Genomic DNA, 14161 nt, shown 5'->3' on the forward strand with positions numbered 1-14161 from the left:
TCGTTCAATCTGAGCCATGATCAAACTCTTCAGGATTTAATTTTGACTTDTAGTCTCTATAAGTCAGAGACAATAACTTGATTGACGTTTGCATTCTTGCGAATTACTCACGTCTGATTTATCGAAACAAATCCCACGCAAGCACCCACACAAATTACTTGATTCTGATTTTTTAAAGAGCTGCTGACTCGTGCCAGCAAAGAAGCGAGAATTATACAGACACTCGCTTGGGTGTCAACCGTATTTGCCAAATTCTTTTTCATTCATTTTGTCTGGCAAATACAGACTTTCACAATCAATGAGTTAAGTTGTTCATGCCAGGGATAATTAACAAAACATTGATGTTCACTACAACAAAAGAGCCGGCTAAAGCCGGCTCTTTTGAAAAGATTATGTTGAAGAAATTTGCTTATTCAGCAGCAACTTCCACAGCATCTGCACTACGGTCAACCAGTTCAACAATGGCCATTGGGGCTTTATCGCCTGCACGGAAACCACATTTGAGGATACGTACGTAGCCGCCAGGACGGTTAGCTGACCGAGGTCCGATTTCGTTGAACAGTTTAGTGACGGTATCACGGTCACCGATGCGAGCGAAAGCGAGTCGACGGTTAGCGACGCTGTCTTTCTTAGCCAGTGTAATAAGTGGCTCGACAACTCCGCGAAGCTCTTTAGCTTTCGGCAACGTAGTACGAATAATTTCGTGCTGCATCAGTGAAGCAGCCATATTTTTGAACATCGCCTTTCTATGGCTAGAGTTGCGATTTAATTTACGACCAGAATTACGATGACGCATGGTTCTTACCCTTAATTTTATGCTGAATCAGCTTCAGTATCATTTTTGCTCTAATGAAGCAGGTGGCCAGTTATCAAGGTGCATGCCCAAAGACAGACCTTTTGAGGCCAGCACTTCCTTGATTTCAGTAAGTGACTTCTTGCCAAGATTTGGAGTTTTCAACAGCTCCATTTCTGTTCTTTGGATCAGATCACCTACATAATAAATATTTTCTGCTTTGAGGCAGTTTGCTGAGCGAACTGTGAGATCCAGATCGTCGATAGCTTGCAGCAACGCAGGATCAACAGCAGGCAACTTCGGCTCGCTGATGCTTTCCTCGATGACGGTAAAGTCAACAAACGATGTCAGCTGATCACTCAGAATCGTTGCTGCGTACTTGATGGCGTCTTCAGCTTCCAAAGTGCCATTTGTATCGACATCGATGATCAGTTTATCAAGGTCAGTGCGGTTTTCCACACGAGCACTTTCAACACTGTAAGTTACCAGTCGAACAGGGCTAAAAGAGGCATCCAGATACAACTGCCCTATCGCTCTGTCGTCTTCGTCTGCAACCGAACGTGTGTTGGCTGCAGAGTAGCCTCGCCCTTTCATCACCTTGAACGTGATGTTCAGGCTACCGCCAGTAAGGTTGGCAATCACATGGTCTGGATTAACAACTTCGACGTTGTGCGGTAGCTGAATGTCGCTTGCCACAACAGGGCCAACGCCATCTTTAGAAAGACTCAACACAACTTCGCTAGTGTCATGCAGGCGAATTGCAAGACCTTTCATGTTCAACAGGATATCAAGAACATCTTCTTGAACACCGTCGATTGCTGAATACTCATGAACGACACCATCAATTTGTGCTTCAACTACAGCAGCACCTTCCATTGATGACAACAGAATACGACGAAGCGCATTACCCAATGTATGGCCAAAACCACGCTCAAGTGGTTCTAGCACAAGACGTGTACGTGTGTCGCTAAACTTTTGGATATCAACAATCCTTGGTTTAAGAAATTGACTCGTATAAGTCGCCATGCATATTCCTCTGATAAATCCTGTAAGGATTCAGTTAAAACTATTTAGAGTAGAGCTCTACAACCAGGTTTTCTGAGAGTTCTGCTGGTAATTCATCACGCTCAGGTGCACGCTTGAACACACCAGAAAGGCCTTTGCTGTTTACCTCAACCCATTCCGGGAAACCAAGTTGCTCAGCAACCGACATCGCGTTAACGATGCGCTCTTGCTTTTTGGCTTTCTCACGGATTTCAACCACGTCACCTTCTTTAACCTGGTAAGACGGGATGTTGACAGTTTGACCATTAACCATGACCGCGCGATGCGAAACAAGCTGTCTTGATTCTGAACGGGTTGACCCAAAACCCATACGATAAACCACGTTATCAAGGCGTTGCTCCAACATGTTCAGCAAGTTGATGCCTGTAGCACCTTTTTTCTGGTCAGCCATGCGATAGTAATTACGGAATTGCTTTTCCAGTACGCCATACATTCTACGAATACGTTGCTTAGCACGCAGCTGGGTAGCGTAATCTGAGTCACGTCCACGACGTGCACCATGTTGACCTGGCTTTTGATCAATCTTGCATTTGCTCTCAATCGGGTTGCCACGGCTCTTCAGGAACAGGTCTGTACCTTCTCTACGGCTGAGCTTGCAAGTTGGGCCACGATATTTTCCCATTGTCTTACTCCAAGAATCTGTTAAACGCGACGGCGCTTAGGCGGACGACATCCATTGTGAGGAATTGGCGTCACGTCTGTGATGTTAGTGATTTTGAAACCAAGGTTATTCAGGGCGCGGACGGCTGATTCACGACCAGGGCCAGGACCTTTGATTTCAACGTCAAGGTTCTTCATACCGAACTCTTTAACCACTTCACCGGCTTTTTCAGCAGCGACCTGTGCAGCAAAAGGAGTACTTTTTCTTGAACCACGGAAACCACAACCACCGGCAGTTGCCCAAGAAAGTGCATTACCTTGGCGGTCTGTGATTGTAACGATTGTGTTATTGAACGATGCGTGAACGTGTGCAACACCGTCCACCACATTCTTTTTGACACGCTTACGTTGTCTTGCAGATGAGTTTGCCATCGAGTGTCTCTTCCTTACTTGACCATGCGGCGAGGACCTTTACGAGTCCTTGCGTTAGTTTTTGTTCTTTGACCGCGAACCGGGAGACCTCTGCGATGACGAACACCACGGTAGCAACCGAGATCTTTCAATCGTTTGATGTCCATTGACACTTCACGACGCAGATCACCTTCTACTGTGAATTTAGCCACTTCAGTGCGGAGACTTTCCACTTCCTGCTCAGAGAGGTCTCTGATTTTCTTGTCAGGTGCCACACCAGATGCTTCACAGATCTGTTGGGCACGCGTGCGACCAACACCGTAGATAGATGTCAATGCTATGACAGTGTGCTTTTGCACAGGAATGTTAATACCAGCTATACGAGCCATTGAATTACCCTAAATTTCTCAGGAGTGAACAGGGAATTGTAACATAAATATTCCTCGCTCAACAATAACGTAAAACGATACGCCAATTAACCTTGACGTTGTTTATGACGAGCTTCTTTACAGATAACTCGTAAAACACCATTTCTCTTAACAATTTTACAATTGCGACAAATCTTTTTGACAGACGCCTGAACTTTCATCATTTTTCTCCAGCAAAGCCTTTGTTGGGACTAGTTAAGAAACCCACCCATCCCACTATTATTTTTGTTTGATTTTCGCATCAAACTCTCATATTGCTGTGACATCAGGTGAGACTGAACCTGTGAGACAAAGTCCATGATCACAATTACAATAATGAGTAGAGATGTTCCGCCAAAATAGAATGGAACACTCCAGTACAGAATCAAAAATTCCGGTAGCAAACAAACCGCAGTGATATATACAGCACCTGCCAGTGTCAACCGTCCCATGACTGAGTCGATGTATTTGGAGGTCTGTTCACCTGGTCGAATACCTGGTACGAAAGCACCTGACTTTTGCAGATTTTCGGCTGTTTCTTTTGGGTTGAATACCAACGCTGTATAGAAGAAACAGAAGAAAATAATCGCGAAGGCATAGGCCATCACATACATTGGTTGCCCCGGCGACATCAGCGCCGAAATATCCTGCAACCAGCTCATTCCCTCAGAGGCGCCAAACCAGCCGGCAATTGTAGCAGGAAACAAGATAATACTTGAAGCAAAAATTGGAGGAATAACACCCGCCATGTTTAATTTTAATGGCAAGTGTGTCACCTGACCGGCGATCATCTTGCGACCTTGCTGGCGTTTGGCATAGTGAACGGGGATACGACGCTGCCCACGTTCTACAAAAACAACAAACGCTGTCACTGCTAGAGCCATGACTAAAAGAGCAATGACCAGGAATGTGTGCAACTGACCTGTCCGTGCCAGTTCAAGCGTTCCACCGATCGCTGATGGCAGGCCTGCTACGATACCTGCAAAAATGATCAATGAGATGCCGTTACCGATGCCGCGTTCTGTGATCTGTTCACCCAGCCACATCAGGAACATCGTCCCTGTAACGAGTGTGATAACCGTTGTTATGCGGAACAGGAAACCTGGGTCAATAACTACGCCAGTACCACCTGCTCTTTGTGATTCCAGTGCGATGGCAATACCAAGTGCCTGGAATGTTGCGAGTGCCAAAGTACCGTAACGAGTGTACTGAGTGATCTTGCGCTTGCCAGCTGCACCCTCTTTCTTAAGCTGTGACAACTTTGGATGCACTGCAGTAAGCAGCTGCATGATAATCGATGCAGAGATGTATGGCATAACACCCAGTGCAAATACCGACAACCGTTCCAATGCACCGCCCGAGAACATGTTGAACATGTCCAGGATGGTTCCCCGTTGCTGTTCAAACATCACAGCCAGTGCAGCAGGATCAATGCCCGGCACCGGAATGAATGTTCCGAGGCGATAAACTAACAACGCGCCTAATACAAAGAGAAGGCGCGCTTTAAGTTCAGAAAGTCTGCCGCTGCCCATCAGTGCAGCGGCAGCTTGTTGACGGTTTTTTTCCACAGAGTTTACTCTTCGACTTTGCCACCAGCAGCTTCAATAGCTGCTTTTGCACCAGCTGTTACAGACAGCCCCTTGAGAACTACAGCACTGCTGACTTCACCAGAGTTTATAACTTTAACTCGTAGTGTGTTTGCAGGAACTGCGTTGTGCTGTTTCAGTGTCAGCAAATCGATTTCTTTGGCATCAATATTTGCAATGACATCGAGTCTGACTTCTGCGGTGGTTGCGCTTTTGCGAGATTTGAAACCGACTTTTGGCAGACGGCGTTGCAAAGGCATCTGACCGCCTTCGAAGCCACGTTTATGGAAACCACCTGAACGGGCTTTTTGGCCTTTATGGCCTCGTCCGCAGGTTTTTCCAAGACCAGAGCCGATACCACGACCTACACGCTTGGCAGATTGTTTTGCACCTTCAGCGGGTGCTATCGAATTCAGATTCATGTTTAAACTTCCTCAACCTTGAGCATGTATGAGATTTTATTGATCATGCCGCGATTTTCAGGCGTATCGATAACCAGTGCACTGCTTCCGGTTTTTCTCAAACCAAGGCCAGTCACACAAGCTTTATGTTTGTCTAAACGACCGATTGTGCTTTTGACCAAAGTGACTTTCAGTTTTGCTTGTGCAGTCATTTCTGTTATTCCGTGATTTCAGCAACTGATTTGCCACGTTTGGCAGCAATTGCTTCTGGGTTATTCATCTCGGTCAAGCCATTGATAGTTGCCCGAACCACATTCAAAGGATTGGTTGATCCAATGGATTTAGCCAGGACGTTATGCACGCCAACAGCATCAAATACCGCGCGCATTGCACCACCTGCGATTACACCAGTACCCTCAGAAGCAGGCTGCATAAACACTTTTGCTGCGCCGTGACGAGCTGTCAGCGGGTGGTGCAGCGTATCACCATTCAGCGACACTTGCTTCATGTTTTTTCTGGCTTCTTCCATAGCTTTCTGGATCGCAACAGGGACTTCCCGTGCTTTACCTTGACCGAAACCGACTCGACCATTGCCATCACCGACGACTGTCAATGCTGAGAATCCGAATACGCGACCGCCTTTTACAACTTTGGCGACGCGGCGAATACCGACCAGTTTTTCGATCAAACCATCGCTGGCAGGCTGACGTTGTTCATTCTGTGCCATCTGTCTTACCTTATTAAATTAGAACTGAAGGCCATTTTCACGAGCAGCGTCAGCAAGTGCTTTGACACGACCGTGATAACGGAAACCGGAACGATCAAACGCAACAGACGAAACGCCTTGCTTAACCGCTCTTTCAGCAATAGTTTTACCGACAACTTCAGCCGCTGAGATATTCCCAGTAGATGATGTCAGCGCTTTTTTAACTTCTGCATCGAGTGTTGAAGCTGATGCGATAACTTTTGTGCTATCGCTGTTCATCACTTGAGCATAGATATGACGTGGTGTTCTGTGAACTGTCAGACGGTAGACATCAAGTTCTCTGATTTTGGCACGAGCTCTAGAGGCTCTGCGTAACCGTGAAATTTTTTTATTCCATGATTCAGCCTACTTATTTTTTCTTAGCTTCTTTACGAGCAACATGTTCGTCAGCATATCGAACACCTTTACCTTTATAAGGCTCTGGTGAACGATAAGCGCGAATCTCTGCTGCAACCTGGCCGACAGCTTGCTTGTCGGCCCCGCTTACTACGATTTCAGTCTGGCTCGGAGTTTCAACAGTTACACCTGCAGGCGCCTGATATTGAACCGGATGTGAAAAACCCAGTGTGAGATCAAGTGTGTTTCCTTGAGCTTTGGCACGATAACCAACCCCTACCAGAGTTAGTTTCTTTTCAAAGCCTTGGGAGACGCCTGAGACCATGTTGTTCAATAACGCTCTGGTGGTACCAGTTAGCGCCACTGCTTCTTTAGAGTTTGACTTGGCCGTTGTCACCAGTGTTGAGCCTTCCTGGTTCACTTCAACGTCAGCATGGATGCTGCGTGACAGTGTACCTTTACTACCTTTGACAGTGACTTCACTGCCATTCAGTGTGACTTCAACACCTGCTGGAATAACAACGGGTGCATTTGCGATACGTGACATTGATACTATCTCCAAATAAACCGGTTTAGCTTACCGAACAGATGACTTCGCCACCTTGCCCGATAGCTCGTGCTTTCCGGTCAGCCATCACGCCCTGTGATGTTGAAACAATTGCAACACCCAAACCGCCAATAATTTTTGGCAGATCGTTTGCAGCCTTGTATACACGCAGACCAGGGCGGCTGACACGGTTAATCTGGGAGATAACCGGCTTACCTTCAAAATATTTCAGGGTGATGGTCAATACAGATTTTCCTGACTCATCAGAGACTTTAGCGTCGCTGATGTAACCTTCGTCCTGCAAAACCTTTGCAATACTCAGCTTCACTTTTGAAGCTGGCATGCTTACTTGTGCCTTATTGGCTTGCTGCGCATTGCGGATACGCGTCAACATATCAGCAATAGGATCGGTCATACTCATTTAATTCGCTCCACAAAACAGGTTGGTAATTACCAACTCGCCATTACCAGACCAGGAATGTCGCCTTTCATTGCATGTTCGCGCAACTTGTTACGAGACAGACCGAACTTACGAAAATAACCATGCGGCCTCCCCGTAATCTCACAGCGATTTCTCATACGAGTCGGGCTGGAGTTTCTAGGAAGTGCGTGGAATTTTTTTGCAGCCGCATCACGCTGATCAGCAGTCAGTGACATATCGAGCATTTGCTTTTTCAGCTCTGCGCTGTTTGCAGCATATTTATTTACAAGTTTCGCTCTTTTCAGCTCGCGATTAACCATGCAACGTTTAGCCATAACTTATTCCAACCTTTAGCTTATTTTCTGAAAGGAAATTTAAACGCAGTCAACAAGGCGCGAGACTCTTCTGCAGTGTTCGCGGTTGTGGTAATGGTGATATCCATACCACGCAACTTGTCGATTTTGTCGTATTCAATTTCCGGGAAAATGATTTGTTCTTTAATACCCATGCTGTAGTTGCCTTGACCGTCAAATGATTTTGGGTTCAAGCCACGGAAGTCACGGATACGCGGAATGGAAATGCTGATTAAACGATCCAGAAAATCGTACATTCGGTCTTGACGCAGAGTCACTTTACAGCCGATTGGCCAACCCTCACGCACCTTGAAACCGGCGACAGATTTTTTGGCTTTGGTAACAACTGGTTTTTGACCAGCAATCGCTTCCATATCAGCCATTGCGTTTTCAAGGACTTTCTTGTCAGTCAGTGCTTCACCCACACCCATATTCAGAGTGATCTTGGTGATCTTAGGCACTTCCATTACTGATTTGTAATCAAACTGTTCCATCAATTGCTTGACGACAGTTTCACGATAATATTGTTTTAGTCTGCTCACTGTTTTTACCTAATACGAAGCTCAAGCGCTTACAACTTCGCCATTTGATTTAAAGACGCGAACTTTGCGGCCATCGTCCAGCACTTTATAGCCTACTTTGTCGCCCTTGCCAGTAGCAGGATTCAACAAAGCCAGATTCGAACCATCGATTGGCATTTCTTTCTGAACAATGCCACCTGTGCGACCCAACGCCGGATTTGGTTTCATATGTTTTTTCGCCAGGTTGATCCCTTGGACGATAAACTTTCCACCTTCTACACGACGCAGAATTTCGCCTTGCTTACCACGATCTTTACCGGTCAAAACAACAACCTGATCGCCTTTAACTAATCTTTCCATCCTCAGCGCTCCTGCTTAAAGTACTTCTGGTGCCAAAGAAATAATCTTCATAAACTTCTCACCACGAAGTTCACGGGTGACTGGCCCGAAGATACGGGTTCCAATCGGCTGATGTGCTGCATTCAGCAAAACCGCCGCATTAGAATCAAAACGAACTACTGAGCCGTCTGGTCTACGAACGCCTTTACGAGTTCTTACGATGACAGCGTTGTGCACGTCACCTTTTTTAACTTTACCGCGAGGTGCTGCTTCTTTGATGGTCACTTTGATGATGTCACCAATACCGGCGTAGCGACGATGTGAACCGCCAAGCACTTTGATACATTCAACTCGTTTCGCACCACTGTTGTCAGCAACGTCGAGACTGCTTTGCATTTGAATCATTGTCTAAACTCCAAACTGATAGTTGCTTTACTTGGCACGCTCAACGATTTCAACCAACTTCCAGCACTTTGTCTTGGACAGTGGACGCGAGGCAGCAACACTAACAACATCACCAATATGACATTCATTATTTTCATCATGAACGTGCAATTTGGTAGAACGCTTAACGTATTTTTTATAAATGGGGTGAGCCACTTTACGTTCAACAAGCACAGTGACGGTTTTATCCATCTTGTCGCTAACAACGCGACCTGTTAATGAACGTGCTCTGTTTTCCTGATCACTCATATCCGTGCCCTATTATTTTTCGTTGAGGACAGTTTTAATGCGAGCAATATCACGGCGAACACGCTTGAGCTCGCTTGAACGAGCCAGCTGACCAGTGGCATGCTGCATACGCAAATTAAACTGTTCTTTGTGCAGAGCTTCTAACTCTTGCTTCATTTCTTCGACAGACTTCTGTCTAACTTCGCTCGCTTTCATTACAGTATCGCCCGCGTAACAAATGTGGTTTTAACTGGAAGCTTGGCAGCGGCGAGGCGGAATGCTTCTCTGGCCACGTCTTCTGCAACACCTTCCATTTCATAAAGCATACGGCCAGGTTGGACATTAGCTACCCAAAACTCGACGTTACCCTTACCTTTACCTTGACGAACTTCCAATGGTTTGCTGGAAATTGGCTTGTCAGGGAAAACGCGGATCCAGATCTTGCCGCCACGTTTGATATGACGTGTCATTGCACGACGTGCCGCCTCAATCTGGCGAGCGGTAATGCGACCACGCTCAAGCGATTTCAGACCGTATTCACCAAAGCTGACTTTCGCACCACGATGGGCCATGCCCCGGTTGCGCAGCTTCTGCTGTTTTCTGAATTTAGTTCTTTTTGGCTGTAACATTGGTTATAACCTTATTTTTCTGCTGCCGGTGTGTTTTGATTGTGTGCATCAAAAACTTCACCTTTAAAAATCCAAACCTTGACACCGATGATGCCGTACGTGGTTTTTGCTTCTGCAGTACCGTAGTCGATATCAGCACGCAATGTATGCAAAGGCACACGACCTTCGCGATACCATTCAGTACGGGCGATCTCGGCACCGTTCAGTCGACCGGAAACGTTGATACGAATACCTTCAGCGCCAAGACGCATAGTATTGGTAACAGCACGTTTCATTGCACGACGGAACATGATGCGACGTTCTAACTGCTGGGCGACACTCTCTGCAACCAGGGTCGCGTCAAGTTCTGGCTTACGAATCTCTTCAACACCAACGTTGACAGGAACACCCATGATTTCAGAGGCTTCCTGACGCAGCTTGTCGATATCTTCGCCTTTTTTGCCAATCACAATACCCGGACGTGCAGTATGGATAGTGATTTTTGCAGTCTTTGCTGGCCGGTCGATCTGGATTTTGCTTACAGATGCATGAGCCAGTTTGTTTTTAAGGTATGTGCGAACTTTCAGATCGTTATTCAACATTTCTGAAAAGTTGGCAGAATCCGCATACCAGATCGAATTCCAATCTTTAATTATACCAAGTCTGAAACCTGTTGGGTGAACCTTTTGTCCCATGAGTATTCTCTCTTACTTTTCGTCAACAACCACTGTGATGTGGCTTGTACGTTTAAGGATACGGTTGCCACGACCTTTCGCACGTGGTGACATGCGTTTCATCGTCGGACCTTCGTCAACCATCACGGCAGAGACGAACAATTCATCAATATCTGCCCCATCGTTGTGTTCAGCATTTGCAATCGCCGAATCCAGTACGCCCTTCATGAGCTCTGCTGCTTTTTTCGGGCTGAACGCGAGGATGTTGATTGCCTGTTCTACTGGCAACCCTCTGATTTGATCTGCAACCAAGCGCACCTTTTGTGCGGAAATGCGTGCATAGCTGAGTTTAGCTTGTGTAGCCATATCTTAACCTTATCGCTTAGATTTCTTATCAGCGGCATGACCTTTAAAGGTGCGTGTTGGCGAAAACTCACCCAACTTATGCCCTACCATATCTTCTGTCACAAACACAGGAACATGTTGTTTACCGTTATGAACGGCAATTGTCAGGCCGATCATGTCAGGTGAAATCATGGAACGTCTTGACCATGTTTTGATCGGACGTTTGTTGTTTGCTTCTATCGCTTCCAAGACCTTCTTTTCAAGGTGCTGGTCAATAAACGGACCTTTTTTAATTGAACGCGGCATGATGAATTCCTAGCCTTCTTTATTTACGATTACGACGACGTACAATCATGTTGTCTGTACGTTTGTTTTTACGGGTCTTGTAGCCTTTAGTCGGCACACCCCATGGTGTCACTGGGTGACGACCACCGGAAGTACGACCTTCACCACCACCGTGTGGGTGATCGACCGGGTTCATAACAACACCACGAACCGTTGGGCGAACACCGCGCCATCTTTTAGCACCCGCTTTACCCAGTGAACGCAATGAGTGTTCACCATTGCCGACTTCACCCAGGGTTGCTTTACATTCCAGTGAAACCTTGCGAGTTTCACCACTGCGCAGACGGATGGTTGCGTAGCCGTTTTCACGAGCGACGAACTGGATACTGCTGCCGGCGCTACGCGCTAACTGAGCACCTTTACCTGGTTTCAGTTCGACACAATGAATCGTGCTACCGAGTGGAATCGCTGATAATTTCAGCGTATTCCCGGCGCGAATCGCAGCATTGTCACCTGATTCCAGACGATCACCAGCCACAACACCTTTCGGCGCGATAATGTAGCGTTTTTCACCATCGGCATAGCTCAGCAATGCGATGTGAGCGGTGCGGTTTGGATCGTATTCAATACGCTCAACAACAGCAGGAATACCGTCCTTGTTGCGTTTAAAGTCGATCAGACGATAGCGCTGTTTATGACCGCCCCCACGGTGACGAACAGTGATTCGTCCCGCGTTGTTACGGCCACCCGTTTTAGATTTCTTTTCAACCAGCGGAGCATATGGCGCACCGGTGTGCAGATCAGCGGTGCTGACCTGTACGACGAAGCGACGTCCTGCTGATGTAGGTTTAGCCTTTTTTAATGCCATTCCTGATTCCTCACCCGTATTCTGTTTACTTATTCGCCAAGGAAGTTGAGATCAGCACCGTCAGCCAATGTTACATAGGCTTTTTTCCAGTCGCTGCGTTTGCCCATGATACGGCCTGTACGCTTGACTTTACCTTTAACATTGCTAGTGGTAACTGACGCAACTTTGACATCAAACATTTTTTCAACTGCTTGTTTGATCTCGATCTTGTTGGCGTTAGGCAATACCTTCAGCACTACCTGGTTGTGATTTTCGGCAACGCGTGATGCTTTTTCTGCAACCACAGGGCCGACAATAATTTTTGTCAGACGCTCGGAATTCATGCCAATGACTCCTCTAATTTACGAACAGAGTCTTCGCTCATCACGACTTTCTCAAAACGCAGCAGAGCCACAGGATTCAGATGCGCGACATCAGTAGCAGCGATGTCATACAGATTGCGAGAAGCCAAGGCCAGGTTGCCAGCAGCATTTTCAGTGACGATCAATGCATTGGAGAGACCCAGCGACTTGGTTTTGCTCAGCAAATCCTTGGTCTTAGGTGAGTCGAGCTCGACTTTATCAACCACAATGAGTGCATCCTTGCGAAGCAGCTCAGACAGAATCGAAGCCATCGCAGAACGGTACATCTTGCGGTTTACTTTTTGACTGTAATCACGGTTTTTGGCAGCAAAGGTAGTACCACCACTACGCCACAATGGGCTGCGGATTGTACCTGCACGTGCACGGCCGCTACCTTTTTGTGAAAAAGGCTTTCTGCCACCACCGCTCACTTCTGAGCGAGTTTTTTGTGCATGTGTTCCCGCACGGCCGCCTGCCAAGTATGCAGTGACAACCTGGTGAACCAGTGATTCATTATATTCACGGTCAAGCAATGCGTCAGAAACAGTAATGTTTCCAGCTTTCTTGCCGTCAAACGATTGTAGCTGAAGATCCACGTTTATTTCCCCTCAGAATCTTGCTTAGGCTTTTACAGCCGGACGGACAACCACATTACTGCCTGTTGCGCCAGGCACAGAGCCTTTCACCAGCAACAGATTTCTCTCTGCGTCGACCTTAACCACAGACAGGTTTTGCAGGGTGCGTTTTTTATCACCCATATGGCCTGCCATCTTTTTGTTTTTGAACACGCGACCAGGTGTTTGACACTGACCGATAGAACCAGGCGCTCTGTGAGACAAAGAGTTACCGTGTGTAGCATCGCCACCACCGAAGCCGTAGCGCTTAACAACACCCGCGAAGCCTTTACCTTTACTGATGCCAGAAACGTCTACCGCCTGACCGGCTTCAAAGATGTCAACTTTGAGTTCTGAACCAAGTTCAAAACTGGCAACATCTTCAACTCTGAATTCGCACACTTTGCGACCAGCAGGCGCTTGCGCCTTGGCAAAATGCCCAGCTTCAGGCTTGGTCACACGTGAAGCTTTACGAGCACCGACGCTGACCTGAATCGCGTTGTAACCATCAGTATCAACTGATTTCAGCTGGCTGATATGGTTTGGTTCCACTTCAATTACCGTAACAGGCGTAGAAACACCATCTTCAGAGAAGATACGTGTCATACCACGCTTACGGCCGATGAGTCCGATAGTCATTGACCCAACCCCTCTTAATTCAACTTGATCTGGACATCAACGCCTGCGGCGAGATCCAGTTTCATTAACGCGTCTACTGTTTTATCAGTAGGCTCTACAATATCCATCAAACGCTTGTGTGTACGGATTTCGTACTGCTCACGCGCATCTTTGTTTACGTGTGGAGAAATCAACACTGTGAAACGTTCTTTTTTGGTCGGCAATGGAATAGGTCCATTGATGCGCGCGCCAGTACGTTTTGCAGTTTCAACAATTTCTTTTGCTGATTGATCGATCAAACGATGATCAAATGATTTCAACCGGATTCTGATTGTTTGGGTTGTTGCCATTATTAATTACTCAACAATTTTACTAACGACACCGGCACCAACAGTGCGGCCGCCTTCACGAATAGCGAAACGCAAACCTTCTTCCATCGCAATCGGTGCAATCAGGGTTACGTCCATTTTGATGTTGTCACCAGGCATGACCATTTCTACACCTGATGGCAAGTCACAGGCACCAGTTACGTCAGTTGTACGGAAGTAAAACTGTGGACGGTAGCCATTGAAGAATGGTGTGTGACGACC

Annotated in this window: 29 protein-coding genes; all 29 read right to left on the reverse strand. The window is 46.8% G+C overall.

Annotated features, from left to right (window positions below):
* Positions 1-409: 409 nt before the first annotated feature.
* Positions 410-796 carry a 50S ribosomal protein L17 gene (rplQ, locus tag MPL1_RS09475; RefSeq protein ID WP_009726908.1) on the reverse strand — a complete coding sequence of 129 codons (387 nt, stop codon included), beginning with the start codon at positions 794-796 and terminating at the stop codon, positions 410-412.
* Positions 797-835: 39 nt separating this feature from the next.
* Complete coding sequence (locus MPL1_RS09480) at positions 836-1819, reverse strand: DNA-directed RNA polymerase subunit alpha (RefSeq protein WP_009726909.1); 984 nt, start codon at positions 1817-1819, stop codon at positions 836-838.
* Positions 1820-1859: 40 nt separating this feature from the next.
* On the reverse strand, positions 1860-2480 hold the full coding sequence (gene rpsD / locus MPL1_RS09485) for a 30S ribosomal protein S4 (protein ID WP_009726910.1): 621 nt from the start codon (positions 2478-2480) through the stop codon (positions 1860-1862).
* Positions 2481-2500: 20 nt separating this feature from the next.
* A complete protein-coding gene (gene rpsK, locus MPL1_RS09490) occupies positions 2501-2890 on the reverse strand; it encodes a 30S ribosomal protein S11 (RefSeq protein ID WP_009726911.1) in 390 nt (129 codons plus the stop codon).
* Positions 2891-2904: 14 nt separating this feature from the next.
* Complete coding sequence (rpsM, locus tag MPL1_RS09495; protein WP_009726912.1) at positions 2905-3258, reverse strand: 30S ribosomal protein S13; 354 nt, start codon at positions 3256-3258, stop codon at positions 2905-2907.
* Positions 3259-3344: 86 nt separating this feature from the next.
* Positions 3345-3458, reverse strand: coding sequence for a 50S ribosomal protein L36 (gene rpmJ, locus MPL1_RS13490; protein ID WP_009726913.1), 114 nt, complete (start codon positions 3456-3458; stop codon positions 3345-3347).
* Positions 3459-3488: 30 nt separating this feature from the next.
* A complete protein-coding gene (secY, locus tag MPL1_RS09500) occupies positions 3489-4844 on the reverse strand; it encodes a preprotein translocase subunit SecY (RefSeq protein ID WP_009726914.1) in 1356 nt (451 codons plus the stop codon).
* Positions 4845-4849: 5 nt separating this feature from the next.
* Positions 4850-5284, reverse strand: coding sequence for a 50S ribosomal protein L15 (rplO, locus tag MPL1_RS09505; protein WP_009726915.1), 435 nt, complete (start codon positions 5282-5284; stop codon positions 4850-4852).
* A 2-nt stretch (positions 5285-5286) separates the two neighbouring features.
* Positions 5287-5475, reverse strand: coding sequence for a 50S ribosomal protein L30 (rpmD, locus tag MPL1_RS09510; RefSeq protein WP_009726916.1), 189 nt, complete (start codon positions 5473-5475; stop codon positions 5287-5289).
* Between the two features lie 5 nt (positions 5476-5480).
* Entirely contained in the window at positions 5481-5990 is a 510-nt protein-coding gene (gene rpsE / locus MPL1_RS09515) for a 30S ribosomal protein S5 (RefSeq protein WP_009726917.1), read from the reverse strand.
* Positions 5991-6008: 18 nt separating this feature from the next.
* The gene (rplR, locus tag MPL1_RS09520; protein WP_040577061.1) at positions 6009-6353 is read right to left on the reverse strand and encodes a 50S ribosomal protein L18; all 345 of its coding nucleotides are present in this window, start codon (positions 6351-6353) and stop codon (positions 6009-6011) included.
* Positions 6354-6378: 25 nt separating this feature from the next.
* A complete protein-coding gene (gene rplF / locus MPL1_RS09525) occupies positions 6379-6912 on the reverse strand; it encodes a 50S ribosomal protein L6 (protein ID WP_009726919.1) in 534 nt (177 codons plus the stop codon).
* A 25-nt stretch (positions 6913-6937) separates the two neighbouring features.
* A complete protein-coding gene (rpsH, locus tag MPL1_RS09530; protein WP_009726920.1) occupies positions 6938-7333 on the reverse strand; it encodes a 30S ribosomal protein S8 in 396 nt (131 codons plus the stop codon).
* Positions 7334-7362: 29 nt separating this feature from the next.
* Entirely contained in the window at positions 7363-7668 is a 306-nt protein-coding gene (gene rpsN / locus MPL1_RS09535; protein WP_009726921.1) for a 30S ribosomal protein S14, read from the reverse strand.
* 20 nt (positions 7669-7688) lie between these two features.
* Positions 7689-8228 carry a 50S ribosomal protein L5 gene (rplE, locus tag MPL1_RS09540; protein ID WP_009726922.1) on the reverse strand — a complete coding sequence of 180 codons (540 nt, stop codon included), beginning with the start codon at positions 8226-8228 and terminating at the stop codon, positions 7689-7691.
* Positions 8229-8249: 21 nt separating this feature from the next.
* Entirely contained in the window at positions 8250-8567 is a 318-nt protein-coding gene (gene rplX, locus MPL1_RS09545; protein ID WP_009726923.1) for a 50S ribosomal protein L24, read from the reverse strand.
* 15 nt (positions 8568-8582) lie between these two features.
* Positions 8583-8951 (reverse strand): 50S ribosomal protein L14, encoded by a 369-nt coding sequence (gene rplN / locus MPL1_RS09550; RefSeq protein WP_009726924.1) that lies wholly within the window; start codon positions 8949-8951, stop codon positions 8583-8585.
* 27 nt (positions 8952-8978) lie between these two features.
* Entirely contained in the window at positions 8979-9239 is a 261-nt protein-coding gene (rpsQ, locus tag MPL1_RS09555; RefSeq protein WP_009726925.1) for a 30S ribosomal protein S17, read from the reverse strand.
* A 12-nt stretch (positions 9240-9251) separates the two neighbouring features.
* Entirely contained in the window at positions 9252-9434 is a 183-nt protein-coding gene (rpmC, locus tag MPL1_RS09560; RefSeq protein ID WP_009726926.1) for a 50S ribosomal protein L29, read from the reverse strand.
* Positions 9434-9847 (reverse strand): 50S ribosomal protein L16, encoded by a 414-nt coding sequence (gene rplP / locus MPL1_RS09565; RefSeq protein ID WP_009726927.1) that lies wholly within the window; start codon positions 9845-9847, stop codon positions 9434-9436. The genes rpmC and rplP overlap by 1 nt, the downstream gene beginning before the upstream one ends.
* 11 nt (positions 9848-9858) lie before the next feature.
* Positions 9859-10521 (reverse strand): 30S ribosomal protein S3, encoded by a 663-nt coding sequence (rpsC, locus tag MPL1_RS09570; RefSeq protein ID WP_009726928.1) that lies wholly within the window; start codon positions 10519-10521, stop codon positions 9859-9861.
* Positions 10522-10533: 12 nt separating this feature from the next.
* Positions 10534-10866 carry a 50S ribosomal protein L22 gene (gene rplV / locus MPL1_RS09575; RefSeq protein WP_009726929.1) on the reverse strand — a complete coding sequence of 111 codons (333 nt, stop codon included), beginning with the start codon at positions 10864-10866 and terminating at the stop codon, positions 10534-10536.
* 9 nt (positions 10867-10875) lie between these two features.
* Positions 10876-11151 (reverse strand): 30S ribosomal protein S19, encoded by a 276-nt coding sequence (gene rpsS / locus MPL1_RS09580; protein ID WP_009726930.1) that lies wholly within the window; start codon positions 11149-11151, stop codon positions 10876-10878.
* Positions 11152-11170: 19 nt separating this feature from the next.
* A complete protein-coding gene (gene rplB, locus MPL1_RS09585; protein WP_009726931.1) occupies positions 11171-11998 on the reverse strand; it encodes a 50S ribosomal protein L2 in 828 nt (275 codons plus the stop codon).
* Between the two features lie 29 nt (positions 11999-12027).
* Positions 12028-12321, reverse strand: coding sequence for a 50S ribosomal protein L23 (gene rplW, locus MPL1_RS09590; protein ID WP_009726932.1), 294 nt, complete (start codon positions 12319-12321; stop codon positions 12028-12030).
* A complete protein-coding gene (rplD, locus tag MPL1_RS09595) occupies positions 12318-12935 on the reverse strand; it encodes a 50S ribosomal protein L4 (protein ID WP_009726933.1) in 618 nt (205 codons plus the stop codon). The genes rplW and rplD overlap by 4 nt, the downstream gene beginning before the upstream one ends.
* 24 nt (positions 12936-12959) lie before the next feature.
* A complete protein-coding gene (gene rplC, locus MPL1_RS09600; protein WP_009726934.1) occupies positions 12960-13592 on the reverse strand; it encodes a 50S ribosomal protein L3 in 633 nt (210 codons plus the stop codon).
* A 14-nt stretch (positions 13593-13606) separates the two neighbouring features.
* Positions 13607-13921, reverse strand: coding sequence for a 30S ribosomal protein S10 (gene rpsJ, locus MPL1_RS09605; protein ID WP_009726935.1), 315 nt, complete (start codon positions 13919-13921; stop codon positions 13607-13609).
* 6 nt (positions 13922-13927) lie between these two features.
* Positions 13928-14161: EF-Tu C-terminal domain-related protein (locus MPL1_RS09610; RefSeq protein ID WP_009726936.1), on the reverse strand; the 234-nt coding region annotated here is incomplete at its 5' end.

Source organism: Methylophaga lonarensis MPL (assembly GCF_000349205.1).
Classification (GTDB): Bacteria; Pseudomonadota; Gammaproteobacteria; order Nitrosococcales; family Methylophagaceae; genus Methylophaga; species Methylophaga lonarensis.

Coding starts and splice junctions, on each gene's coding strand:
- rplQ (WP_009726908.1), bottom strand. CDS start 796: ATGCGTCATCGTAATTCTGGTCGTAAATTAAATCGCAACTCTAGCCAT.
- MPL1_RS09480 (WP_009726909.1), bottom strand. CDS start 1,819: ATGGCGACTTATACGAGTCAATTTCTTAAACCAAGGATTGTTGATATC.
- rpsD (WP_009726910.1), bottom strand. CDS start 2,480: ATGGGAAAATATCGTGGCCCAACTTGCAAGCTCAGCCGTAGAGAAGGT.
- rpsK (WP_009726911.1), bottom strand. CDS start 2,890: ATGGCAAACTCATCTGCAAGACAACGTAAGCGTGTCAAAAAGAATGTG.
- rpsM (WP_009726912.1), bottom strand. CDS start 3,258: ATGGCTCGTATAGCTGGTATTAACATTCCTGTGCAAAAGCACACTGTC.
- rpmJ (WP_009726913.1), bottom strand. CDS start 3,458: ATGAAAGTTCAGGCGTCTGTCAAAAAGATTTGTCGCAATTGTAAAATT.
- rplO (WP_009726915.1), bottom strand. CDS start 5,284: ATGAATCTGAATTCGATAGCACCCGCTGAAGGTGCAAAACAATCTGCC.
- rpmD (WP_009726916.1), bottom strand. CDS start 5,475: ATGACTGCACAAGCAAAACTGAAAGTCACTTTGGTCAAAAGCACAATC.
- rpsE (WP_009726917.1), bottom strand. CDS start 5,990: ATGGCACAGAATGAACAACGTCAGCCTGCCAGCGATGGTTTGATCGAA.
- rplF (WP_009726919.1), bottom strand. CDS start 6,912: ATGTCACGTATCGCAAATGCACCCGTTGTTATTCCAGCAGGTGTTGAA.
- rpsH (WP_009726920.1), bottom strand. CDS start 7,333: ATGAGTATGACCGATCCTATTGCTGATATGTTGACGCGTATCCGCAAT.
- rpsN (WP_009726921.1), bottom strand. CDS start 7,668: ATGGCTAAACGTTGCATGGTTAATCGCGAGCTGAAAAGAGCGAAACTT.
- rplX (WP_009726923.1), bottom strand. CDS start 8,567: ATGGAAAGATTAGTTAAAGGCGATCAGGTTGTTGTTTTGACCGGTAAA.
- rplN (WP_009726924.1), bottom strand. CDS start 8,951: ATGATTCAAATGCAAAGCAGTCTCGACGTTGCTGACAACAGTGGTGCG.
- rpsQ (WP_009726925.1), bottom strand. CDS start 9,239: ATGAGTGATCAGGAAAACAGAGCACGTTCATTAACAGGTCGCGTTGTT.
- rpmC (WP_009726926.1), bottom strand. CDS start 9,434: ATGAAAGCGAGCGAAGTTAGACAGAAGTCTGTCGAAGAAATGAAGCAA.
- rplP (WP_009726927.1), bottom strand. CDS start 9,847: ATGTTACAGCCAAAAAGAACTAAATTCAGAAAACAGCAGAAGCTGCGC.
- rpsC (WP_009726928.1), bottom strand. CDS start 10,521: ATGGGACAAAAGGTTCACCCAACAGGTTTCAGACTTGGTATAATTAAA.
- rplV (WP_009726929.1), bottom strand. CDS start 10,866: ATGGCTACACAAGCTAAACTCAGCTATGCACGCATTTCCGCACAAAAG.
- rpsS (WP_009726930.1), bottom strand. CDS start 11,151: ATGCCGCGTTCAATTAAAAAAGGTCCGTTTATTGACCAGCACCTTGAA.
- rplB (WP_009726931.1), bottom strand. CDS start 11,998: ATGGCATTAAAAAAGGCTAAACCTACATCAGCAGGACGTCGCTTCGTC.
- rplW (WP_009726932.1), bottom strand. CDS start 12,321: ATGAATTCCGAGCGTCTGACAAAAATTATTGTCGGCCCTGTGGTTGCA.
- rplC (WP_009726934.1), bottom strand. CDS start 13,592: ATGACTATCGGACTCATCGGCCGTAAGCGTGGTATGACACGTATCTTC.
- rpsJ (WP_009726935.1), bottom strand. CDS start 13,921: ATGGCAACAACCCAAACAATCAGAATCCGGTTGAAATCATTTGATCAT.